At 66.9% G+C, this 22,631-nt stretch carries 25 protein-coding genes; 17 read left to right on the forward strand and 8 right to left on the reverse strand.

What is annotated here, in order from left to right; all coding sequences use genetic code 11:
- Nucleotides 1–27 precede the first annotated feature (27 nt).
- Complete coding sequence (locus tag HC022_RS01845) at nt 28–906, forward strand: ribokinase (RefSeq protein WP_167451116.1); 879 nt, start codon at nt 28–30, stop codon at nt 904–906.
- A gap of 15 nt (nt 907–921) precedes the next feature.
- Here HC022_RS01845 and msrA read toward each other — a convergent pair whose 3' ends face one another.
- Entirely contained in the window at nt 922–1,569 is a 648-nt protein-coding gene (msrA, locus tag HC022_RS01850) for a peptide-methionine (S)-S-oxide reductase MsrA (RefSeq protein ID WP_167451117.1), read from the reverse strand.
- 158 nt (nt 1,570–1,727) lie between these two features.
- On the opposite strand from msrA, the gene HC022_RS01855 reads away from it, so the two are divergent.
- Nucleotides 1,728–2,444: a sulfotransferase family protein gene (locus HC022_RS01855; protein ID WP_089956318.1), complete on the forward strand. Its 717-nt coding sequence runs from the start codon at nt 1,728–1,730 to the stop codon at nt 2,442–2,444.
- A gap of 212 nt (nt 2,445–2,656) precedes the next feature.
- Here the strand turns inward: HC022_RS01855 and HC022_RS01860 are convergent, their stop codons facing one another.
- Together HC022_RS01860 and HC022_RS01865 are read right to left on the reverse strand one after the other, a co-directional pair.
- Entirely contained in the window at nt 2,657–3,070 is a 414-nt protein-coding gene (locus HC022_RS01860; protein WP_167451118.1) for a DUF1810 domain-containing protein, read from the reverse strand.
- Nucleotides 3,071–3,233: 163 nt separating this feature from the next.
- Nucleotides 3,234–4,454: an argininosuccinate synthase gene (locus HC022_RS01865; protein WP_089956311.1), complete on the reverse strand. Its 1,221-nt coding sequence runs from the start codon at nt 4,452–4,454 to the stop codon at nt 3,234–3,236.
- Between the two features lie 132 nt (nt 4,455–4,586).
- Between HC022_RS01865 and HC022_RS01870 the strand changes: the two genes are divergently transcribed.
- Together HC022_RS01870 and ilvA are read left to right on the forward strand one after the other, a co-directional pair.
- Nucleotides 4,587–5,327 (forward strand): hypothetical protein, encoded by a 741-nt coding sequence (locus HC022_RS01870; protein ID WP_008886817.1) that lies wholly within the window; start codon nt 4,587–4,589, stop codon nt 5,325–5,327.
- Between the two features lie 40 nt (nt 5,328–5,367).
- Complete coding sequence (gene ilvA / locus HC022_RS01875; protein WP_167451119.1) at nt 5,368–6,594, forward strand: threonine ammonia-lyase IlvA; 1,227 nt, start codon at nt 5,368–5,370, stop codon at nt 6,592–6,594.
- 12 nt (nt 6,595–6,606) lie between these two features.
- On the opposite strand, the gene HC022_RS01880 is transcribed toward ilvA, so the two are convergent.
- On the reverse strand, nt 6,607–6,942 hold the full coding sequence (locus HC022_RS01880; RefSeq protein WP_167451120.1) for an Hpt domain-containing protein: 336 nt from the start codon (nt 6,940–6,942) through the stop codon (nt 6,607–6,609).
- Between the two features lie 155 nt (nt 6,943–7,097).
- Between HC022_RS01880 and HC022_RS01885 the strand changes: the two genes are divergently transcribed.
- Nucleotides 7,098–8,345, forward strand: coding sequence for a PP2C family protein-serine/threonine phosphatase (locus HC022_RS01885; RefSeq protein ID WP_167451121.1), 1,248 nt, complete (start codon nt 7,098–7,100; stop codon nt 8,343–8,345).
- A 7-nt stretch (nt 8,346–8,352) separates the two neighbouring features.
- Here the strand turns inward: HC022_RS01885 and HC022_RS01890 are convergent, their stop codons facing one another.
- Nucleotides 8,353–8,790 carry an NUDIX domain-containing protein gene (locus HC022_RS01890; RefSeq protein WP_008886553.1) on the reverse strand — a complete coding sequence of 146 codons (438 nt, stop codon included), beginning with the start codon at nt 8,788–8,790 and terminating at the stop codon, nt 8,353–8,355.
- Between the two features lie 76 nt (nt 8,791–8,866).
- On the opposite strand from HC022_RS01890, the gene HC022_RS01895 reads away from it, so the two are divergent.
- The 9 genes from HC022_RS01895 to HC022_RS01935 all read left to right on the forward strand — a co-directional run bounded on the left by HC022_RS01895 (nt 8,867) and on the right by HC022_RS01935 (nt 18,295).
- The gene (locus HC022_RS01895) at nt 8,867–9,847 is read left to right on the forward strand and encodes an Hsp33 family molecular chaperone HslO (protein ID WP_167451122.1); all 981 of its coding nucleotides are present in this window, start codon (nt 8,867–8,869) and stop codon (nt 9,845–9,847) included.
- Nucleotides 9,844–10,449, forward strand: a complete 606-nt coding sequence (locus HC022_RS01900; RefSeq protein WP_368484596.1) for a CoA pyrophosphatase — start codon at nt 9,844–9,846, stop codon at nt 10,447–10,449. The genes HC022_RS01895 and HC022_RS01900 overlap by 4 nt, the downstream gene beginning before the upstream one ends.
- Nucleotides 10,446–11,594, forward strand: a complete 1,149-nt coding sequence (locus tag HC022_RS01905; protein ID WP_167451123.1) for a CCA tRNA nucleotidyltransferase — start codon at nt 10,446–10,448, stop codon at nt 11,592–11,594. Before HC022_RS01900 ends, HC022_RS01905 begins: the two co-directional genes overlap by 4 nt.
- Nucleotides 11,591–12,175: a LysE family translocator gene (locus tag HC022_RS01910; protein ID WP_008887008.1), complete on the forward strand. Its 585-nt coding sequence runs from the start codon at nt 11,591–11,593 to the stop codon at nt 12,173–12,175. Before HC022_RS01905 ends, HC022_RS01910 begins: the two co-directional genes overlap by 4 nt.
- Before the next feature lie 45 nt (nt 12,176–12,220).
- A complete protein-coding gene (locus HC022_RS01915) occupies nt 12,221–14,074 on the forward strand; it encodes an ABC transporter ATP-binding protein (RefSeq protein ID WP_167451124.1) in 1,854 nt (617 codons plus the stop codon).
- Nucleotides 14,071–15,918: an ABC transporter ATP-binding protein gene (locus tag HC022_RS01920; RefSeq protein ID WP_167451125.1), complete on the forward strand. Its 1,848-nt coding sequence runs from the start codon at nt 14,071–14,073 to the stop codon at nt 15,916–15,918. Before HC022_RS01915 ends, HC022_RS01920 begins: the two co-directional genes overlap by 4 nt.
- Nucleotides 15,915–16,445: an AAA family ATPase gene (locus HC022_RS01925; RefSeq protein ID WP_167451126.1), complete on the forward strand. Its 531-nt coding sequence runs from the start codon at nt 15,915–15,917 to the stop codon at nt 16,443–16,445. Before HC022_RS01920 ends, HC022_RS01925 begins: the two co-directional genes overlap by 4 nt.
- Before the next feature lie 6 nt (nt 16,446–16,451).
- Nucleotides 16,452–17,675, forward strand: coding sequence for a class I SAM-dependent RNA methyltransferase (locus HC022_RS01930; protein WP_167451127.1), 1,224 nt, complete (start codon nt 16,452–16,454; stop codon nt 17,673–17,675).
- 98 nt (nt 17,676–17,773) lie between these two features.
- Nucleotides 17,774–18,295 (forward strand): murein L,D-transpeptidase family protein, encoded by a 522-nt coding sequence (locus HC022_RS01935; RefSeq protein ID WP_008886933.1) that lies wholly within the window; start codon nt 17,774–17,776, stop codon nt 18,293–18,295.
- A 74-nt stretch (nt 18,296–18,369) separates the two neighbouring features.
- On the opposite strand, the gene HC022_RS01940 is transcribed toward HC022_RS01935, so the two are convergent.
- A complete protein-coding gene (locus tag HC022_RS01940; RefSeq protein ID WP_008886867.1) occupies nt 18,370–18,903 on the reverse strand; it encodes a CAP domain-containing protein in 534 nt (177 codons plus the stop codon).
- Nucleotides 18,904–19,106: 203 nt separating this feature from the next.
- Here HC022_RS01940 and HC022_RS01945 point away from each other — a divergent pair, with 203 nt between their 5' ends.
- Both HC022_RS01945 and HC022_RS01950 read left to right on the forward strand, forming a co-directional pair.
- Nucleotides 19,107–19,697: a L,D-transpeptidase gene (locus tag HC022_RS01945; protein ID WP_008887256.1), complete on the forward strand. Its 591-nt coding sequence runs from the start codon at nt 19,107–19,109 to the stop codon at nt 19,695–19,697.
- Nucleotides 19,698–19,842: 145 nt separating this feature from the next.
- Nucleotides 19,843–20,037 (forward strand): hypothetical protein, encoded by a 195-nt coding sequence (locus HC022_RS01950; RefSeq protein WP_008887140.1) that lies wholly within the window; start codon nt 19,843–19,845, stop codon nt 20,035–20,037.
- An 88-nt stretch (nt 20,038–20,125) separates the two neighbouring features.
- Here the strand turns inward: HC022_RS01950 and hemH are convergent, their stop codons facing one another.
- The gene (hemH, locus tag HC022_RS01955; RefSeq protein ID WP_167451128.1) at nt 20,126–21,187 is read right to left on the reverse strand and encodes a ferrochelatase; all 1,062 of its coding nucleotides are present in this window, start codon (nt 21,185–21,187) and stop codon (nt 20,126–20,128) included.
- A 58-nt stretch (nt 21,188–21,245) separates the two neighbouring features.
- A complete protein-coding gene (locus tag HC022_RS01960) occupies nt 21,246–22,067 on the reverse strand; it encodes an SAM-dependent methyltransferase (protein WP_167451129.1) in 822 nt (273 codons plus the stop codon).
- 14 nt (nt 22,068–22,081) lie between these two features.
- Between HC022_RS01960 and HC022_RS01965 the strand changes: the two genes are divergently transcribed.
- Nucleotides 22,082–22,631: double zinc ribbon domain-containing protein (locus HC022_RS01965; protein WP_167451130.1), on the forward strand; the 550-nt coding region annotated here is incomplete at its 3' end.

The following is a 22,631-nucleotide window of genomic DNA, read 5'->3' on the forward strand; positions in this document are numbered from 1 at the left end:
ACGTCGCGAGTTAAGGGGACAGAAAACATGACGATCTGGAATCTCGGATCCATCAACATCGACATCGTCTATGCGGTGCCGCACCTTCCCCTACCCGGAGAAACGCTTGCCGCCCTCTCGCTGACGCGGGGCCTGGGCGGCAAGGGCGCCAACATGTCCGTCGCCGCTGCCCGCGCCGCGGCGCGGGTGGTGCATCTGGGCGCCGTCGGCGAAGACGGGGCCTGGGCGGTCGAGCGGATGATGGAATACGGTATCGACACCCGGCTGATCACCACGGTCGATGGGCCCACGGGCCACGCCATCATCCTCGTCGATCGGGCGGGCGAGAATTCCATCGTCTTGCATCCCGGCGCAAATCACCTGATCTCCGAGGACCTGATGGGTCAGGCGCTGTCCGAGGCGGACACCGGCGACTACCTGCTTCTGCAGAACGAAACCCTGTTGCAGCGCGAGGCGGTCACGATGGCGCGCGATCTCGGGCTCAAGGTGGCCTACGCCGCCGCGCCCTTCGACGCCGAGGCCGCGCGCGGCGTGATGAGCCATGCCGATCTCATGGTGCTGAACGCGGTCGAGATGGAGCAGCTGCGCGCCGCCAGCGGGCAGGACCTCGCAGCGATCGGCGTCGAGACGGTGATCGTCACAGAGGGCGGCAGCGGCGGTCGCATCCATCGTGCCGAAAACGGCTGGGAGCCTGAGCATTTCGCCGCCCCCAAGGTCGAGGCGGTGGACACCACCGGGGCAGGGGACACCTTCACCGGCTACCTCGTCGCCGGGCTGGATCGGGGCCTTCCCCTGCGCCAGTCTGTCGAACTCGCGGCACGGGCCGCGGCGCTTATGGTCACGCGGCACGGCACCGCCGACGTGATTCCCGATCTCAAGGACGTGCAGGCGACCCGCTTCGGCTGATCGCCTTCGCGCAGGTCAGCCGCCGGCAAAGGGCGCGGCGCTGCCCCAGAGCTGGCGCACACGCTGGTCGCGCCCGCAGCCATCGCGGTATTTCTTGTAGGCCTTGGCCTGCTGGATCGGCCCGAAGCGGGTGAGCACGATGTTGCTCCCCTTGTAGTAGTCCTGGTGATAGGCCTCGGCGTCCCAGAACCGTCCGGCCTGCAGGATCGGCGTCACGATGTTCCGCCCGAGCGCCGATTGCGCCTCTGCCTTGGCCTTTTCTGCAGCGGCCTTTTCGGCGGCGTTAGAGACGAAAATTGCCGTGCGATAGCTGTTTCCCCGGTCACAGAACTGCCCGCCCGCGTCCGTCGGATCGACCGAGCGGAAGAACATCGCGAAGAGCTGGTCCCGGGACACCCTGGCGCTGTCGTAGCTGATCCGGACGGCCTCGTAATGGCCAGTGCCGCCGCGGCTCACCTCCTTGTATGTGGGGTTGGAGCTCTTGCCGCCGGTATAGCCCGAGACGGCCTCGATCACGCCGGGAACCTTCTCGAAATCCGCCTCGACGCACCAGAAGCAGCCGCCGGCGACGACGATCTGCTGCCTTTCTCCGGCGCTGGCGCGGTGGGATTGCGCCGCGATGCCAAGCAGGATGGCGACGGCAAGGACGATGTTGCGGACCATGGTGACCTCCCTTTTCCACAAGGCTGCGGGAGCGACGAGTTCCGATCAACTGCTGCAACCGGATCTCACCGCATGGTGAGCGGCCGTGACGGGTCTTTCGTCTCACGTGAAACAGTCCTAGCCTGCGCGGGCGACGCAGGAACAGGAGCGCTGAGGTCATGAGAATTGCCATGTGGTCGGGGCCGCGGAACCTGTCGACCGCGATGATGTATTCCTTCGGCAACCGCGCCGATGTCCACGTCGTCGACGAGCCCTTCTACGGACCCTACCTGCGCCTCACGGGCCTTGCCCATCCGATGGCCGACGAGATCATGGCGAGCCGCCCGGAAAGCGCAGACGAGGTTCAACAGAGCCTCATCGGCCCGATCCCGGACGGGAGGCCGCATGCCTATCACAAGCACATGTGCCAGCACATGATCCCCGGTGTGCCGCGCGATTTCATGGCCGACTGCGTGAACGTCTTCCTGCTCCGCCACCCCGCGCGCGTGGTCGCGAGCTTCTCCAAGGGCTACGAGAACCCCACTGCCGCCGACATCGGCTTCGCGGCGCAGTCCGAGCTTTACGATCACGTGGTGTCGCTCGGCCTCACGCCCTACGTCATCGACAGCGCCGACATCCGCACCGACCCCGAGGGCAAGCTTCGCGCGCTCTGTGACGCCATCGGCCTGTCGTTCGACCCGGCGATGCTGGCGTGGCCCGCCGGTGGCCATGCCCAGGACGGGGTCTGGGCGCCGCACTGGTACGCCTCGGTGCATCGCTCGACGGGCTTCGCCGGACCCGAGGGCCCCTTGCCAGACCTCGACGGCGCCGCGGCAGATCTCGCCCGTGAGGCCATGCCGCACTACGAGAAGATGCGGGCGCACGGCCTGATCTGATTTTCCGAGTTTTTCTGAAACTTTGCGTGCCGCGCCTGCGTGACTGTTGTCGCGGCCAGGTGTCCGGGCGACGTGCGCCCGGTGCGGGTCGTGACCACGGGGCCGAAGACTGTTTGGTCACGAGTGACGTGGTCACGTAACGAGTATCGGGGTCCGGCCTCCAACCCCGGACGGATCCCGCGCCGCTCCTGCCTGTCAGCAGGGGCGGCGTTTCAGCCGATCTGCTGCAGCGTTTCCGGGCATCTTGAGCCGGAATAGAGCCTTTCCAGCACCTCGCCGAACACTCCCGGCGCATCCGTCGCGGCCTCGAACAGCGTCATGCAGGACCGCACCTTCAGGGCATCGACCGTGCCGAGGATCTGTTCCGGCGTGCGCTCCGGATGCTGCAACAACAGCTCTGCACAGGTGACCAGCCGCGGCCCGAGCACCGGGTGCGCCAGATACGTCCCGGCCTCTTCGATCCCGGACAGCCCGAAATGCCGCGCCATGGCGGAACGGCCGAGCGTGGCGAGCTGCGGGAACACGTACCAGATCCAGTGCGTCGCCTTTCGCCCGTCCCGCAACTCGCCAAGGATCTGCGGCCAATGCTTGTCCTGCGCGTCGACTAATTCCTGAAGCCCGGCCATGACACTCTCCTCCCACGCAGGGAGTGTCCCGCAGATCGATGCTGCGGTCAAAGCGCCCGTGATGTCTTCCGGCAAAAGGAAACCCCGCCGAAGACGCCTTCGGCGGGGTCAAGCTGGTGCGAGCTCGTGCGAAGGGGCGCACCCCGACGCGACGACCGGGAAATCAGCCCTTCAGGCGACGGTTCCGGGCCGCGAGCAGCTTCAGGCGCAGCGCGTTGAGCTGGATGAAGCCCTTCGCGTCTTCCTGGTTGTAGGCGCCGGCATCCTCTTCGAAGGTCACGTGGGCCTCGGAATAGAGCGAGTGATCCGACCAGCGCGCCACGGTCCGGGCCGAGCCCTTGTAGAGCTTCAGACGGACGGTGCCGGTGACGTGCTCCTGGCTCTTGTCGATCAGCGCCTGCAGCATCTCGCGCTCGGGCGAGAACCAGAAGCCGTTGTAGATCAGCTCGGCGTAGCGCGGCATGATCGAGTCCTTGAGGTGGCCGGCACCGGAATCGAGCGTGATCTGCTCGATGCCACGGTGCGCCTCGAGCAGCAGCGTGCCGCCCGGGGTCTCGTAGACTCCGCGGGATTTCATGCCGACGAAGCGGTTCTCGACGAGGTCCAGAACGCCGATGCCGTGCTTGCCGCCGTACTCGTTGAGCTTGGTGAGGATCGTCGCGGGGGACATCGCCTCGCCGTTGATCGCAACCGCGTCCCCCTTCTCGAAGCTCACCTCGATGAACTCGGGCTCGTTCGGTGCCTGCTCGACCGGAACCACGCGCTGCAGCACGTAATCGGGCGCTTCCTCGGCCGGGTTTTCAAGAACCTTACCCTCGGAAGACGTGTGAAGCAGGTTTGCATCAACCGAGAAGGGAGCCTCGCCGCGCTTGTCCTTGGCGACGGGGATCTGGTTCTGCTCGGCGAACTCGAGCAGGCGGGTGCGCGAGGTCAGGTCCCAGAGACGCCACGGCGCGATCACCTTGATATCGGGGTTCAGCGCGTAGGCGGCGAGTTCGAAGCGCACCTGGTCGTTGCCCTTGCCGGTGGCACCGTGGGCCACGGCGTCGGCGCCCTCGGCAGCGGCGATCTCGACCAGCCGCTTCGAGATCAGCGGACGGGCGATCGAGGTGCCGAGCAGGTACAGGCCCTCGTAGAGCGCGTTGGCCCGGAACATCGGGAACACGAAGTCGCGGACGAACTCCTCGCGGAGGTCCTCGATATAGACCTTCGACACACCCAGCATCTCGGCCTTCTTGCGTGCCGGTTCCAGCTCTTCCCCCTGGCCGAGGTCTGCGGTGAAGGTCACCACTTCGCAGCCGTATTCGGTCTGGAGCCATTTCAGGATGATCGAGGTGTCGAGGCCACCGGAATAGGCCAGGACGACTTTCTTAGGCGCGGACATCGGTATCCCTCTCGTGAATTCTTCGGGCGCGGATACCGCCTTTTCGGCGCCGGTTCAAGGATCGCCCGTTGACCGCGGGCCCTGCTGTGCTAGCCCTGCCGTGATTGGTCGATGCAAGGGCGGTTGGGTTTGATGGGCTGGAAGATCTTCGTTCACTCGGTGCGCATGGTGCTGGACAACCTCGGAGCGGCGCTGCGGGTGTCGCTTCTGCTCTACCTCGTGCAGGTGGTGAACCAGGTCATCGTCTACGCCAGCCCGCAGATCGGGGCCGCCTCGGGTGAGCCGATGCAGAGCCCCGCGGCGTCCTTCGAGCTTCTCATCATGATGATCCTCGCGCTGATCGCGAGCCTGTGGATCGCCGTCGGCTGGCACCGCTTCGTGCTGACCGGCGAACAGCCGCGCGGAGTCCTGCCGCACTGGCACGGCACCGCCATCATGAGCTATCTCGGCCGCTCGATCATGATCGGCCTGCTTCTGGGTCTCGGCATCGCGGTGGTCGCAGGCCTTGCGCTGGGTCTCGCGACCGCAGTGCCGGGTCTCGTCGGTGTGGTGGTCTTCGGTCTCGTGGGGCTGGCGAGCTATCTCTTCTTCCGCATCGGGCTCATTCTGCCCGCGGCGGCGCTTGGCGAGCGGCTGACCCTGCGCGAGTCGTGGCAGGCGTCGGGCCAGGACGACAAGGCAATCCTCGTGCTGGCGCTGATCGTCATGGGCGCGCGGCTGCTGATCGAACTTCCGGCGATGATCGACGGCAGCACCGGCACCGTGGTGAGCCTGATTTACGGCATCGTGGTGAATTGGTTCGTGACGATGATCGGCATCTCGGTGCTGACGACGCTCTACGGCCACTTCGTCGAGGGCCGCTCGATCGACTGAGGCGCTTGCCAAAGCGCGCGGATTGCGCAAGGTCAGGCGGATGACACGCTTTCTCGATGACGCCCGCCAAGCCGCCCAGCACATGCGCGAGGTTTTTCCCGAAACTCCCCTGCTGCGCAACGCGCACCTCTCGGAGCGCTTCGGCGCCGAGATCTGGCTCAAGCGCGAGGATCTGAGCCCGGTCCGCAGCTACAAGCTGCGCGGCGCGTTCAATGCCATGAGCAAGCGCCCCGAGGCCGATCTCTTCGTCGCGGCCAGCGCCGGCAACCACGCGCAGGGCGTGGCCTACATGTGCCGCCACTTCGGCAAGAAGGGCGTGATCTTCATGCCGGTCACCACGCCCGACCAGAAGATCCAGAAGACCCGGATGTTCGGCGGCGACGCGGTCGAGATCGTGATGACCGGCGATTATTTCGACGACACGCTCGCCGCGGCGCAGGCCTTCTGTGCCGAGAAGGGCGGGCATTTCCTGTCGCCCTTCGACGACGAGGACGTGATCGAGGGGCAGGCCAGCGTCGCGGTCGAGATCGAGGCGCAGCTGGGCCGTGCGCCCGACCACGTGGTGATCCCGGTGGGCGGCGGCGGGCTTGGCGCCGGGATGCTGAGCTACTTCGGCAACGACACGCAATACACCTTCGTCGAGCCGTCGGGCGGGGCCTGCCTGCGGGCGGCGCTCGAGGCGGGCAAGCCGGTGACGCTGCCCGGAGTCAACACCTTTGCCGACGGTGCCGCCGTGGCGCGCATCGGTGCGCGGACCTTCGAGCGGCTCAAGGGCGTGGGGCTCGCCAACACGCTGACGATCAGCGAGGACAGGCTCTGCACCACCATGCTCGAGATGCTGAACGTCGAGGGCATCGTGCTCGAACCAGCCGGTGCGCTGGCGGTCGATGCGCTCAAGGATCTCGGCCAGTCGATCCGCGGCCGGACCGTGGTCTGCGTTACTTCGGGCGGGAACTTCGATTTCGAGCGTCTGCCCGAGGTCAAGGAACGGGCGCAGCGCTACTCGGGGGTGAAGAAGTACTTCATCCTGCGGCTGCCGCAGCGTCCCGGCGCGCTCAAGGATTTCCTCAACCTGCTGGGTCCCGAAGATGACATTGCCCGGTTCGAGTATCTGAAGAAGTCCGCGCGCAACTTCGGTTCGGTGCTGATCGGGATCGAGACCTCTGACCCCGCGAACTTCGGGCGGCTCTTCGCCGAGCTCGGCACCCGCGGCTACACCTATCGCGACATCACCGAGGACGAGGTCCTGTCGCAGTTCCTGATCTGACCCTTTCACGGGTCAGGCGGCAAGCCGCTGCGGCAGCTCGCGCAGGAATTCGGCGCGCGAGCGTTCATAGACCTCGGCCACCCGGTCGAGAGAGATACCGCCGGTCGCGCCCCTGCGCGCGGCCGTCTCGCCATGATGGCAGAGCTCGGACAGCGCCGCGAAACCGAGGTTCAGCGCGCTTCCCTTGAGGAAATGCAGCCGCGCCTCGAGTTCGCCGGGGTCTTCCGCCGCCTCCTGAAGTTCGGCAAGGGCGCCTGCAACCTCGTCCAGGAACAGGTCGACCACCTCCTGAAAATCCTCGGCCCCAATTTCGTCGCGCAACTCGGCGACGCGGCTCCAGTCGATCATAGCGCACCTCCCGGTCGTGTTCAGGACTAGGAGCAAAAGGTGAAGATTCCCTTGTCTCGCTTTGCCGGCGGCGGACCGGCGACGAACCCGCGTAAGGGGGACATTAAGACCGGCTCCGGAAAACATCTTGCACCCCCCGTTCGTGAGGAGCCTGCTTGCAGCCGAAGCCCGCCGATACGATTGCCGCCTCGACCTCGGAGGCCTCGCTCCAGCGCGTGCTCGTGGTGGATGACAGCCCCGTGCAGCTCAAGATTCTCTGCGCCGTGATGCGGCGCTGGGGGTTCGAGGTGCTCGAGGCCAGCAGCGGCGAGCAGGCGCTCGAGATCTGTCGCACCATGGTGCCCGACGCGGTGCTGTCGGACTGGATGATGCCGGGGATGGACGGGCTCGAGTTCTGCCGACAGTTCCGCGAGCTGAAGCGCGACCGCTACGGCTATTTCATCCTGCTCACCTCGAAGGGCGAAAAGGAAGAGATCGCGCGCGGGCTCGACGCGGGGGCCGACGACTTTCTGACCAAGCCGGTGAATTCCTACGAGCTGCGTGCCCGGATCAATGCCGGCGCACGGATCCTGTCGATGCAGCGGCAACTGTCGGACACGCTCGGCCGGCTGCGCAGTGCCTATGACGCCATCGACCGCGATCTCCGGCAGGCCCGCACGATCCAGGAGGCACTGGTCCCCGAGCGCAGCCGCGATTTCGGCACCGCCCGCGTCAGCCTGCTGCTGAAACCCTGCGGGCACGTCGGCGGCGATCTCGTCGGAATGTTCAGCCCCAATGCGACCGGCGTCGGGGTCTACAGCCTCGACGTCTCGGGCCACGGCATCACCTCGGCGCTGATGACCGCGCGGGTGGCGGGATATCTCGGCAACGACTTCCCCGACCAGAACATCGCGCTTGAACGGAGGTACAACAGATTCCTCGCCTTCCGCCCGCCGGAAGAGGTGGCGGTGCGGCTCAACGACCGGCTCTCCGCCGATCCCGGGGTGCTGGAATATCTCACCATGGTCTACATGACGCTGAACTTCGCCACCGGCGACGTGACGCTGGTGCAGGCCGGGCACCCGCCGCCGCTGCTGATCCGGGCCGATGGCAGCATGTCCTTCATCGGCGAGGGCGGTCTGCCGGTGGGGCTGGTGACGGGGGTGAGCTATGCGCCGATCCAGTTCACCATGGCGCCGGGCGACCGGCTTCTGCTCTATTCCGACGGTATCACCGAGGCCGAGCTCAAGGACAACACCATGCTCGAAGAGGACGGGCTGCGGGCGCTGGTCGGTCGTTACCTCGCTGCCGGCGGGACCGAGTTTCTCGACGATCTCTACTGGAACCTCAGCCAGATCACCCGCAAGGGCACCGCGCTGCAGGACGACGTCTCGGCGGCGCTGGTGGAATATGTCGGTTGCTAGGGCGCGCTCAGCGCATGCAGCGCGCGACGAAATCGCGGTCGCCGGGGTTGCCCAGCAGCTCCATCGCAAGCTCGGGCGCCATCCAGTGCGCGCTGTGGCCGGGCTCGGTCGGCTCGCCGCGGGGCCGGACGGGAAGGGCGGTGTAGATGATGCAGAGCTTCTCGGCCCAGAGATCGTATTCCGGCATGTAGGCGAAGCGGCGGAACGCTCCCAGCCGGCGCGGCCGGGCGATGTGCCAGCCGGTCTCTTCGTAGACCTCGCGGTGCAGGGCGGTCAGGGGCTGCTCGCCCGCGTCGATGCCGCCGCCGGGCAGCTGGAACTCGGGCCAGGGCTCTTGCTGATGGGTCACCAGCAGCGCCCCGTCGCGCGGCAGGATCGCGTAGACCCCGGGGCGAAGCGTGTAGCGGCGGCCGGGTTCCGGCGAAGCTCCGTAGCGTGCGATCATGTCGGCCCCCTTGGTATCTGGCTTGTCCTGCCTATATGGTGCCGGTATGCCAACGCGCGGCAGATAAGGAAACCCCATGACCATCGGCAGCAAACTTGCCTGGGACGATACCGTCCTTCCGTTTCAGCTTGATCTCTCCGACATCCGTGGCCGGGTGGCGCGGCTTGACGGTGCGCTGAACGGCATCCTGAGCCAGCATGACTACCCGGAACCGGTCGAGGCACTGGTCGCCGAGATGGCGCTGCTGACGGCGCTGATCGGGCAGACGGTGAAACTGCGGTGGAAGCTTTCGCTGCAGGTGCAGACCCGCGGCGCCCTGCGGATGATTGCGACCGACTACTTCGCCCCCGAGAAAGAGGGGCAGCCGGCGCGCATCCGGGCCTATGCCAGCTATGACGCCAGCAAGATCAGCGACGCCGCCGCCTTCGACCAGCTCGAGGACGGCTATTTCGCGATCCTCGTCGACCAGGGCAAGGGCACCACGCCCTACCAGGGCATCACCCCGCTTGCGGGCGGTTCGCTCGCGGCGTGTGCCGAGTCCTATTTCGCGCAGTCCGAGCAGCTGCCGACCCGTTTCGCGCTGAACTTCGGCAAGGCAAAGCTGGCGGACGGCACCGGCGAATGGCGCGCCGGCGGCCTGATGATCCAGACCATGCCCAAGGCCTCGCCCTTCGCCTCGGGCGAAGGCGGCACCGGCGAAAACGGACTGCTCCGCCCCGAGGACCTGGTCACCGGCGACGAGGAAGAGAACTGGCGCCGCGTGAACTTCCACGTGGACACCGTCGACGAGCTCGAACTGATCGGTCCGGACCTGCCGCCGACCGACCTGCTCGTGCGGCTCTTCCACGAGGAACAGCCCCGCGTCTTCGACGCCCAGTCGGTGCGCTTCGGCTGCACCTGTTCGGAAGATCGGGTGCGCCAGTCGCTGTCGATCTACTCGGCCAAGGACATCCAGAAGATGACCACCGAGGACGGGCTGGTCACCGCGGACTGCCAGTTCTGCGGTCGCCATTATGAGCTCGACCCCGAGAGCGTGGGGTTCGAGGCCCGGAAGTGAGCCGAACCGGGGAGCAGATCGCGGCCCTGCGCCGGGCGATGGCGGAAACCGGCGCGCCTTCGTCCGATTTCGATCTGAACCCCGGCACGGTTCTTCCCGAAAATCGCAAACTGCGGCCGGCCGGTGTGCTGGCCGCGTTCCTGCCCGGACCCGAGGGGCTCGAGCTGGTGCTCACCAAGCGCTCTTCCCGCCTCAAGCACCACCCGGGCCAGATCGCCTTTCCCGGCGGCAAGGTGGATCCGGAAGACGACGGCCCCGTCGCCGCCGCTCTGCGCGAGGCGCGCGAAGAGGTCGGTCTCCGGTCCGAAACGGTCGAGATCCTCGGCACGATGCCCCCGCACGAGACCGTCACCGGCTTTCTCGTCACCCCGGTCGTGGGCCTTGTCAGTGACAGGTTCGACCCGGTGCCCGAGCCCGGCGAGGTCGCCGAGATCTTCCGGGTTCCCTTCGAGCACGTCACCGATCGGTCGCGGTTCTCGGTGCAGGGACGGCGCTGGCGCGGCCAGCGCAGGCTCTATTACACCGTTCCCTACGGTCCCTATTACATCTGGGGCGCCACTGCGCGGATGCTGAGGGCGCTGGCCGGGCGGATGGACGGGTGACACAGGTTTCCGGCGACTGGCTGAGCTGTGATTCCACACAGCACGTGCTCGCCATGCTCGAGGCCGGCGGGCACGAGGCCTACGTGGTCGGCGGCTGCGTGCGCAATGCACTGATGAATGTCGCGGTCGGTGACGTCGACATCGCCACCAACGCGCGGCCCGAACGCGTGGTCTTGCTGGCCGAGAGCGCCGGTCTCAAGGCGGTTCCCACCGGCATCGAGCACGGCACCGTCACCGTGGTCGCCGACGGCGTAGGGCACGAGGTCACCACCTATCGCGCCGATGTCGAAACCGATGGCCGTCGCGCCGTGGTGCGCTATGCCGATGACGTGGCCGAGGATGCCGCGCGGCGCGACTTCACCATGAATGCGCTCTATGCCGACGCGCGGGGCAGGGTGCTCGACCCGCTCGGCGGGCTGACGGATCTCGAGGCACGGCGCGTGCGCTTCATCGGCGACGCGGGCGAGCGCATCCGCGAGGATTATCTGCGCATCCTGCGCTTCTTCCGTTTCATCGCATGGTACGGCGACCCCGCCGAGGGTGTCGACGCCGAGGCGCTGGCCGGGATCGCGGCCAATCTCGACGGTCTGCAAAAGCTCTCGGCCGAGCGTGTCGGGCACGAGATGGTGCGGCTCCTGCGGGCGCCCGAGCCCGAGATCGCGATCTGCGTCATGGCCGAGAGCGGGGTGCTCGACAAGGTTTTGCCCGGCGCCAGCATTCTGGCGATCCAGCCGCTTGTCGCGCTGGAACAGGGCCACGGGCTCGCGCCCGACCCGATGCGCCGGCTGGCGGGGCTTGGGTATTATGACGGCGCGTCGCTGCGGCTCTCGCGGGGGCAACAGAAGCGACTTGGGCTGTATCAGAGCCTGTTGTCCTCGGACGAGCCCATCGCCGAGACCGCCTGGCGGCACGGCGCGGAGATTGCGCTCGACGTGGCGATCCTGCGGGCGGCGAGTCTCGGGCAGCCGGTCGCGCCCTTCGTCAAGGACGAGATCGCCAAGGGCGCCGGGGCGAAGTTTCCCGTGAAACCGCGCGACCTGATGCCCGGGGTGCAGGGCCCGGAACTGGGCGAGGCGCTGCGCAGGCTCGAACGGCGCTGGATCGCCTCGGGGTTCATGCTGTCCCGGGACGACCTGCTGGAATGATCCTCGATCCGCTCTACGGGTTCGTGTTCTTCGGCCTGTTCTCGCCCGGTCCGAACGTCGTGCTGCTCACCGCCTCCGGTGCCCGCTTCGGCCTGCGCCGGACCTTACCGCATCTCTTCGGCGTGGTGCTGGGCGTGGGCGTCACCGCCGGGCTCACCGGGCTTGGCATCGCGGCACTGCTGCGCGAGGCGCCGGCGCTGGAACTCATCCTCAAGATCGCCGCCAGCGGCTGGATGATGTGGATGGCCTGGGGCCTCTGGACGGCGGACCGGCGTCGCGGCAAGGCCGATCGCGACCGGCCCATGACGCTGATCGAAGGCGCGCTCTTCCAGTGGGTGAATCCCAAGGTCTGGGCGGTGGCACTTGCCGCGGCCTCGGCCTATCCCGGCGGTGGCGGCCCGCTGGCCGAGGCACTGCGGCTTGGTAGCGCCTTTTCCGGAATCAACCTCTTCTGCTGCACCTTCTGGACCAGCGCGGGGGCACTGCTGACGTACCTGCTGACGACCCCGCGGGCGTGGCGGATTTTCGCCCGGATCATGGCGCTCGCGCTGGGGAGCTTTTCGGTCATGGTTTTCCTGTAGGGAATCGGGGAGACTTCGCGCCTCAATGACGAAGGCCCAATTCCCGTGTTCCGTTACTTTGAAGATCTCGTAGATCCGTACACCGACTACCCGCCGACCGACCGTCCTCCGACCCGGCTGCTCCCGTTCCTCACCGATTACGCGCGCCCGTTCCGCCGTGTCTTCATCTGGGCGGCGCTGCTCTCTGTCGCCGTGGCGTCGGTCGAGATCGGGTTGATCTGGGCCATGGGCTGGGTCGTGGACATTCTCGCCGGCGACCCGTCGCAGGTCTGGGAGGAACACGGCACCGCGCTGATCCTGCTCGGGCTTTTCATCCTGCTGCTCCGTCCGCTGCTGCAGGCGCTCGACGTGCTGGTGCTGAACAACGCGATCACGCCGAACTTCGGCACGCTGATCCGCTGGAGGGCACACGCGCAGGTGCTGCGCCAGTCCATCGGCTGGTTCGAGAACGATTTCGCCGGGCGCATCGCCAACCGCATCATGCAGACCCCGCCCGCCGCGGGCGAGGCGGTGTTCCAGGTCTTCGACGCCATCACTTTCGCGCTGGCCTACGTCGTTGGCGCGGCGGTGCTGCTTGCCGATGCCGACCCGCGCCTGCTGCTGCCGCTGCTGATGTGGTTCGGTGCCTACGCGCTGCTGATGCGCTGGACGATCCGGCGCGTCGGTCACGCGTCCAAGGCCGCTTCGGATGCGCGGAGCTTCGTGAACGGCCGGGTCGTGGACGCCTACACCAACATCCACTCGGTGAAGATGTTCGCGCAGGACGCGCAGGAGCTCGACTACGCCAAGGAGGCCATCGAGCGTTCGCGTGTCACGCTGCAGCGCGAAATGCGGCTCTATACCATCATGGATGTGGCCCTGGTGATCCTCAACGGGCTGCTGATCGTCGGTGTGGTGGGCTGGGGGCTTCTGCTGTGGATGCAGGGCGGGGCCTCGGTCGGCGTGGTGGCCGCCGCAACCGCGCTGACGCTTCGGCTCAATGCCATGACCGGCTGGATCATGTGGGCGCTCACCACCTTCTTCCGCCAGCTCGGTGTCGTGGCCGAGGGGATGGAGACCATCGCCCAGCCGATCACCCTGACCGACGCGCCGGGCGCCGCGCCGCTGGTGCTCGACCGGGGCGAGATCACCCTCGAGAACGTCAGCCACCATTACGGTCGCGGGCAGGGCGGGCTCGACCGCATCTCGCTGACCATCGAGCCGGGCGAGAAGATCGGGCTGGTGGGGCGCTCGGGGGCGGGGAAATCGACCCTCGTGAAGCTGCTTCTGCGGTTCTACGACGCCGAGGGCGGCCGCATCCTGATCGATGGGCAGGACGTGACGAAGGTCCAGCAGGACAGCCTGCGCCGCACCATCGGCATGGTGCAGCAGGACAGCGCGCTCCTGCACCGCTCGGTTCGCGAGAACCTGCTCTACGGTCGCCCGGGCGCCAGCGAAGAGCAGATCGTCGCGGCGGCGAAGCAGGCGCAGGCGCACGAGTTCATCCTCACCCTGCAGGATCCGCAGGGGCGCAGCGGCTACGATGCCCATGTGGGCGAGCGCGGCGTAAAGCTCTCGGGCGGGCAGCGGCAGCGTATCGCGCTGGCGCGGGTCATCCTCAAGGACGCGCCGATCCTGCTCCTCGACGAGGCGACCTCGGCGCTTGATTCCGAGGTCGAGGCGGCGATCCAGGACACGCTCTACGGCATGATGGAGGGCAAGACCGTGATCGCGATCGCGCACCGGCTCTCGACCATCGCGCAAATGGACCGTATCCTCGTGCTCGACGGTGGACGCATCGTCGAACAAGGCAGCCATGACGTGCTTCTGCACCAAGCCGGCCTATATGCGAGCTTCTGGGCCCGCCAGTCCGGCGGGTTTCTCGACCCCGACATGCAAGGTGACAAGGCATCGGAATGAGCTTTTCCGACATAATAGACCCGTTTTCGCGCGCGCAGACCCCGCCTCCCCAGACCCTCGGACGCTTCGTCCTCTGGGCGCTGAAGGGCGCCTGGCCGGTGCTGATCCCCGCCGGCATCCTGTCGGCACTGGGCGGTGCCTTCGAGGTCCTGACGGCGAAACTGCTGGGCGACGTGATCGACCGCACGCTCGAGAGCGACGCCACGACCGTGTTCTCGGCGCACTGGCCGTTCCTGCTGTTCTGCGCGGTGTTCTTCATCGCGGTGCGGCCGGGGATCGCCGGGCTTTCCGCCTACATCCAGTCGGTCGTGATGCAGCCCAACGTGTTCAACCTGATCCTGAGCCGGGTGCACCGCTACACGCTGGGCCATTCCGTCACCTTCTTCGACAACGACTTCGCGGGGCGGATCTCGCAGAAGGAGATGCAGACCGCTCGGGCGCTGAACGACGTGATCTCCGAGGTGGTGCAGGCGATCCTCTTCGCGCTGGCCTCGGTGGTGGGCTCGGTGCTGCTGGTGGGGTCCATCGACTGGCGCATCGCCATGGGGCTGCTGGCCTGGGTTGTGGCCTATGCCTTTTTGCTGCGGTTCTTCATGCCGCGCATCCGGGCCCGCTCCAAGGCGCGCGCCGCCGCACGGGCCATGGTGACCGGTCAGCTCGTCGATACGGTGACCAACATCAAGACCGTGAAGCTCTTCGCTCATGACGACTTCGAGGACGAGGCCGCGCTCGGCGCCATGTCGACCTACCGCGACCGCTTCATCTCGTTCGGGCGGGTCGCGTCGGCGTTCCGGCTTTGTCTCATGGCGCTGGCGGGGACGCTGCCGGTGGTGCTGATCGGCGGTGCGCTGTTCTTCTGGTCGCAGAGCTTCGTCACCGCGGGCGACATCGCCGCCACCGGCGCGGTCGCGATCCGGCTCAGCCAGATGACCGGCTGGGTCAGCTTCACGCTCATGGGCATCTACGCCAACATCGGCGAGATCGAGGATGGCATCCGCACCATCACCCCGGCGCACACGCTGCTCGACGCCCCCGGCGCGACGCCGCTCGAGGTTACCAGCGGCGAGATCGATTTCCGCGACGTGGCGTTCTCCTACGGGCGCAAGGAGGGCGGGGTCGAGCACATCGCCGTGACCCTCGCTCCGGGTGAGAAGGTCGGCGTCGTCGGCGCCTCGGGCGCCGGCAAGTCGACCATGGTTGCGCTGCTGTTGCGGCTCTATGACGCCGAAAAGGGCGGTATTTTCATCGACGGCCAGAACATCGCCGAGGTCACGCAGGAGAGCCTGCGCCGCCAGATCGGCATGGTCACGCAGGAGACCGCGATGTTCAACCGCTCGGCGCTGGACAACATCCGCTACGGCCGGCCCGGTGCCACCATGGAGGATGTCATCGCCGCCGCCGAGAAGGCCGAGGCGCATGAGTTCATCCTTGGCCTGCGCGACCACATGGGGCGCGAGGGCTATGACGCGCATCTGGGCGAGCGCGGCGTAAAGCTCTCGGGCGGGCAGCGGCAGCGCATTGCGCTGGCCCGCGCCATCCTCAAGGACGCGCCGATCCTGGTGCTGGACGAGGCCACCTCTGCGCTCGATTCCGAGGTCGAGGCGGCGATCCAGTCGGCGCTCGAGCGGGTGATGGAGGGCAAGACGGTCATGGCCATCGCGCACCGGCTCTCGACCCTCTCCGAGATGGACCGGATCATCGTGCTGGACCGCGGCCACATCGTCGAGCAGGGCACCCATGACGAACTGCTGGCGCAGGACGGGCTCTACGCGCGGTACTGGCACCGGCAGTCGGGCGGGTTCATCGTGCCCGAGGCAGAGGCGGTGGAGGACGCCGCCGAGTGAAACGCGTTATGATTGTCGGGCAGCCGGGCGCTGGGAAATCGACCCTCGCCCGGCAGCTTGGCGCACGCACCGGCCTGCCGGTCGTGCACATCGACCACATCCACTGGACGCCCGGATGGGTCGAACGCGAGCGCGAGGAGAAGCTCGCGATGATGCGCGCCGCCGAGCGCAAGGAGAGCTGGATCATCGAGGGCGGGCTCTCGGCCACGTGGGACACGCGGCTCGCCCGCGCCGACCCGGTCCTCGTGCTCGCCATTCCGCTTGCTCTGCGGCTTGGGCGGTTGCTGAGGCGGGGGTTCGAGTTCGCCGGCGGCCAGCCCCGCCCCGATCTTCCCGACAATTGCCCCGAGCGCTTCGACGCCGAGTTCCTGAAATGGGTCTGGGACACGCGGCACAGCAACCGTGTCCGCAACCGTTCGGTGGCCGATCAGGCCGGCCCCGGGGTCCGCACCGTGGTGCTGACTTCGCCCCGCGCGGTGCGGCGCTTTCTGCGCGATCTCGACAGCGGGGCCGTTGCGGGGCATTAGTCCCGCATGGAACAGGTCACGATCGAACGTCTCGGGCATCAGGGGGATGGCATTGCGCCGGGCCCTGTCTTCGTGCCCGGAGCTCTGCCCGGCGAAACCGTCGAGGGCGAGATTGCCAACAACGTGATGGCGGCGCCGCGCATCGTCACGCCCTCGGAGATGCGGGTGAAGGCGCCCTGTCGCCACGCCAAGGGCTGCGGCGGCTGCCAGCTTCAGCACGCCCGCGACGATTTCGTCGAGGACTGGAAGGTCGGGGTGGTTCGGCACGCGCTCTCCGCCCACAAGCTCGAGACCGAGTTTCGACCCTGCGCAACCTCGAAACCGCAAAGCCGGCGGCGCGCGACCTTCTCGGCCCGGCGTACCAAGAAGGGCGCGCTGGCGGGGTTCCACATGAAGGGCTCGGACGTCATCGTGCCGGTGCCCGATTGCCTGCTGGTCGATCCGAAGCTCGCCGCCGGCCTGCCGCTGGTCGAGGCGATGGCCGTGCTCGGCGGCAGCCGCAAGGGAGAGCTGTCGGTACTGTTGACGACCGGGGCCAACGGGCTCGACGTCAGGGTGAGCGGCGGCAAGGAGCTCGATCCGCAGCTGCAGTCCGAGCTCGCCGATCTGGCGCGTGCGCATGACGTGGCGCGGGTCGCCTGGGGCGACGAGGTGGCGCTGACCCGGCGCCCGGCGGTGCAGAAGATGGGCCGCGCCGAGGTCGTACCGCCGCCCGGCGCCTTCCTGCAGGCCACGCCCGAAGGCGAGGCCGCGCTGCTGGCCGGTGTGCGCGAAGCGGTGGGCGACGCCAGCCATATCGTCGATCTCTTTGCCGGTTGCGGTACCTTTGCGCTGCCGCTGGCGGAAAACGCGCGGGTCCACGCGGTCGAGGGCGACAAGGCGATGACCGTCGCGCTCGACAAGGGCTGGCGCATGGCCGAGGGGCTGCGTCATGTCACCTCCGAGGCGCGCGATCTCTTCCGCAACCCGCTGCTGCCCGAGGACCTGCACCGCTTCGATGCCGCGGTGATCGACCCGCCCCGCGCCGGCGCCGAGGCACAGGTGGCCGAGCTTGCCGCGGCCCGGATCCCGCGCATCGCCTTCGTCTCGTGCAACCCGGTGACCTTCGCCCGCGACGCGTCGGTTCTGGTGGCCGCGGGCTATACGCTCGACTGGTTGCAGGTGGTGGATCAGTTCCGCTGGTCGACCCACGTGGAACTGGTGGCGCAGCTCAGCCTCACGGATCGGTGAAACCGTTAGATTCCGCAGAAGCGCCGACTATGCCGGAGGCTGAATTTGCGCTATAAACTGGTCGCAAAAAGAGACCGAAAATAACAACGAGCGGACAGATGCGGTTTTTCAGGCTGATTCTCATCATCGCCTTGCTGGGCGGCCTCGGGGCATGCAGCAGCAAGTTCAGGACCTACAACGGGCCCGAAGTGACTCAGGTCGTGGTCAAGAAGAGCACCCGCAGGATGTATCTCCTGCACAATGACAAGGTGCTCGAAAGCTACGACATCGGGCTCGGCTTCCAGCCCCAGGGTCACAAGCAGTACGAGGGCGACGGCAAGACGCCCGAGGGGCTCTATTTCATCGACCGGCGCAACCCGAACTCGAATTTCCACCTGAGCATCGGGATTTCCTACCCCAACCCCTACGACCGCGCCTTCGCGGCGTCTTCGGGGAAAAGCCCGGGCGGCGACATCTTCATCCACGGCGGTCCGCCGAAGGACAAGAAGCGTCGCGGCGGCGGCAGCTGGAGAAGCAACGGCCGCGACTGGACCTGGGGATGCATCGCCGTCTCCGACCGCGAGATGGAAGACATCTACGCCATGGTCCGCGACGGCACGCCGATCACCATCCAGCCCTGATCCGGGGCTTATGCCCAAAGAAAAGCCCGGCCACCGCAAGGGGCCGGGCGATTCGTGTCACGTGGCGGGCGGGATCAGACCGCGCCGGCCCCCGGCGCGCCGGTCACCAGCGTCCACCAGATCTTGCCGTTGCTCTCCTGATACCAGGCGAAGCCCATGTCGCGGGCCGAGGCGTCGAGGATGACGTTGCGGGTTGCGTCCTCTTCCATCCACGCTGCGAGGGTCTCGAGCTCGGTCTCGTAGGTCTCGGAGATGTTCTCTCCCACGAGGCGGCCGGAGTAGCCCACGCGCTGCACCCGGTCGATCGGCGAGGAGCCGTCCGAGCCGAAGTGCCACGGGCGGTTCTGCACCGACATGTCGCGCGCGTGAGTTGCGGCGGCGGCGTTGAGCCTTGCATCAAGCTGAAGCGGCGCCACGCCGCGCGCCTGGCGCAGTGCGTTGACCGAATCGAGCATGTTGTATTCGATCTTGCCTTCGGACCCCGCGGGAATCCGGTAGGCACGAGGCAGGGGTTTGCCGTCCGGGCCGAGTTGCGGTGCGGTGACCGTCGGGCCACAGGAAGCGGCCAGGAGCGCCGCGGAAATCATGAGGAACGAGCGTCGGTTCATGGTCCTGCCTAGCTATATCGTGGGTTTTCCCGCCTTAACGTGCGCGCCTAGGCTAATCAAACGCACAACGTCGTGAAGTGGCCAACGTAACACGGTTTGACACGCGACTGAGGCTTTACGGCCATAACCCGGGACCGGTATCATGGGACATGATCCCCAGTTTTTGGGGCTTTTGGCGTTTGTGCAACAAGGATACCACCGACATGGCACAGAAAGGCTTTGACCGTCGCGCGTTTCTCGCCGGCAGCGCGGCACTGATCGGGACGCCTGCGCTCGCGCAGAACGTGAACGGCAGTGACACCGTCGAGATCGAGCGGGACATCTCGCCCGCGACGCGGCGCAACATCTCGAGCTTCCGGTCGCTCGACTGGCACCCGCACTTCAACTCGCTGAACAACGGGGCCATCCTCGTCGACATCAGCTCGCGCGCGCTGCACTTCTGGGAAGCGTCCGGCGCGTACCACCTGTACCCGTGCTCGGTCCCGCTGACCGAGGACCTGACCCGCCGCGGTCGTACCCAGGTGGTTCTCAAGGACCCGTCGCCCGACTGGCGGCCGACCCCCTCGATGAAAGAGCGCAACCCCGAGTGGCCCGATTACGTCGGCCCCGGCCCGGACAATCCGCTCGGCACCCGTGCCATGCATCTGAGCTGGACGTACTACCGTATCCACGGTACCCATGACACACGCAAGATCGGGCGTCGGTCCTCTAACGGTTGTATCGGGCTCTACAACGAGCACATCGAACAGCTCTACAATATGTCCGTCGTGGGCACTCAGGTGTTGCTGATTTAACCACAGGGCGAGCGCGACGCATTCGGCGTCAACAACTTGAGTTTGCATTCACCAGGAATTGCTGCTTAGACAGATTTACGAGGTAAGTCTTGGGTGCTTGACGTGGAAATTTCTATCTGCGTCAGGCGATTATCTGGAGGATAACATGAAAAAACTCGTTCTCGCCGCCGTGCTTGCCGGTACCGCATCGACCGCAATGGCCGGTTCCTATGCCAAAGACGACGTGGTCATGGAGCCCGTCGTCGTCGTGGAAGAGACTCAACAGAGCTCGTCCTCGGCCGGCATCGTGATCCCGCTGCTGCTGATCGCCGTGATTGCCGCTGCCGCATCGGCCGACTGATCACCGATCGTCTTCGGACAAGGAAAAGGCGGTGCCTCGGCACCGCCTTTTTCTTTGCGCAGAGCCTGGCCCGTCGCCCCTGGGCGGGTCAGGAGACCCAGCCCGCGAGGTTCTGCTCGATGACCTCCGACAGCGCGTCGATATGCGCAGGATCGTCGTTGAGGCAGGGGATGTAGGTGAACTGCTCCCCGCCCGCGTGCTCGAAACTCTCGCGGATTTCCTCGTTGATCTCTTCCAGCGTCTCGATGCAATCCGCCGAGAAGGCCGGCGCGATCACCGCGATCTTCTTCTTGCCCAGCTTTGCCAGCTCGGCCACGTGCTCGACCGTGTAGGGTTTGAGCCATTCCTCCGGACCGAAGACCGACTGGAAGGTCGTGGTGATCCGGTCCTCGCCCCAGCCCAGCCGCTCGCGCAGAAGCCGCGTCGTCTTCTGGCACTGGCAATGGTACGGATCGCCCTGCATCAGGTAGCGCTTGGGCATGCCATGGTAGCTCACCACCAGGATGTCCGGCTTCTCGGCCAGCGCCCCGTAGCCGCGCTCGACCGACTGGGCCAGGGCCTCGATGTAGCTCGGCTGCTCGAAATACGGATCCACGACGCGGGCGGTGGGCTGCCACGCCTCGTCCATCAGCGCCCGGAAGAACTGGTCGTTGGCCGTGGCCGAGGTGGCGCCGGCGTAGTGCGGGTAGAGCGGGAAGAACAGGATCTTGCGGCAGCCGGCCTTGACCATCGTCTCGACCTTGGACTTGGTCGAGGGGTTGCCGTAGCGCATGCAGAAATCGACCATGACCTGATCGCCGTAGCGCGCCTGCATCTTGGCGGCGATGGCGGCGGTCTGCTGCTTGGTGATGGTCATGAGGGGGCTCTCGTTGAGCTCCTCGTTCCAGATCGACTTGTAGTTGGCGCCCGAGCTGAACGGCCGCTTGGTCAGGATGATCCCCTGCAGCAGCGGCTGCCACTTCCACTTCGGATAGTCGATGACCCGCGTGTCAGAGAGGAACTCGTTCAGGTACCGCCGCATCGGCCAGTAGGAGTAGTGGTCCGGCGTGCCGAGGTTGGCGAGAAGGACCCCGACTTTCGGTGCGGAGATCGCGGGGTGATCGGAGGGCCCGTGAGCGGGGCGGGCGGCCTTGTCGGTGGCGTCGAGCATTGTCCTGTCCTGAGGTGATCCTGATGACTTTACTTAGGTATCTCGTCTTTGGAATGATTCAATCTTCAAGAGGTGTTTCATTGACGTTCAGGGCGTCAGCGAGACGTTGCGCCGCAGATCCCGGGCGCAGCGGCTTCTGCTGGCTCGCGTCCGGGGCCCATCCGGTGAGGGTCACGATCTCGAAACTGGCGGTGACGCGGCCGCTGTCGTCGGAGAAGCCCTCGGCATAGAGCTCGGCGGCGCGCAGCAGCACGGCGCGGCGGGTCGGGCGGCGGAGGCGGGCGGTCAGGGCGTTGGTCTCGCCCATGGCGCGCAGGTCGCGCATCAGGTGCAGCGCCGAGTCGTAGCTGGCGGTGAGCGTGAAGCTGTCCGCCACCGGCAGCGCCAGCCCGGCCCTTTGCAGCAGGCCACCAAGGCCGCGGATCTCGCCCATCGGCAGCACCCGGGGCGAGAGGCCGCCGGTGATCTCGATCTCGGCCTGGCCGAGCGCCGAGCGCAGCTCGTGCAGGGTCTGCCCGCCGAAGCACAGCGCGAGCAGCAGCCCGTCGGCCCTCAGCGCGCGGCGGCATTGCACCAGCTGGCCCACCGGGTCGTTGGCCCAGTGCAGCGCCATGGCGTGGACCACGAGGTCATGCGCGCCTTCGTCGAGCGCCAGCACTTCGTCGTCGGGCAGGATCCGGGCGTCGGGGAGGAAGCCGTCCCAGACCTGCGGAAAAGCTGTCACGACGGCCGGTGATTTAAACGTTCTGTTAACCACCATCAGCCGATCCTGCACCTCGTCGCGGGCGGCCTCGTGCAAGAACACTGCAGGGTCGTTCGCGGCACGAGCGCGGTGTCGGCTCAGGGCGATGCGGTCGGTGAGGGGCGCGGGGCTGGACATGGAGGTTGCTTAGAATGTTCGCGCCCGCCTTGCAAACCATGCTGCGTATCGTCTACCCGGCCCGCTGCCTGCTCTGCGGTGGCCTCGTCGAAAGCGACTTCGGCCTGTGTGGGCCGTGCTGGCGCGACACCCCCTTCACCTCGGGACTGGCCTGCGCCACCTGCGGCACGCCGCTGCCCGGCAGCTCCGAGGAAGAAGAGTTCTGCGACGCATGCCTGACCACGCCGCCGCCGTGGCAGCGCGGGGTTGCGGCGATGCTCTACCGCGACAACGGCCGCAAGCTCGTGCTGATGTTGAAGCACGGCGACCGTCACGACATCGCCGGGGCCGCTGCGGTCTGGATGGCGCGCAAGGCCCGCGCGCTCGTGCGTCCCGAGATGATCGCGGTGCCGGTGCCTCTGCACCTGCGGCGGCATCTGCGGCGGCGCTTCAACCAGTCGGCGCTTCTCGCCCGCGGACTGGCGCGGGAGCTCGATCTCGACTGGTGCCCCGACGCGCTCGAGCGTCCGCGCCACACCCCTGCGCTTGACGGCAAGACCCGCGAGGAGCGCTGCGTCACGCTTG

Source organism: Salipiger sp. HF18 (genome assembly GCF_011806505.1).
Taxonomy (GTDB): domain Bacteria; phylum Pseudomonadota; class Alphaproteobacteria; order Rhodobacterales; family Rhodobacteraceae; genus Salipiger; species Salipiger thiooxidans.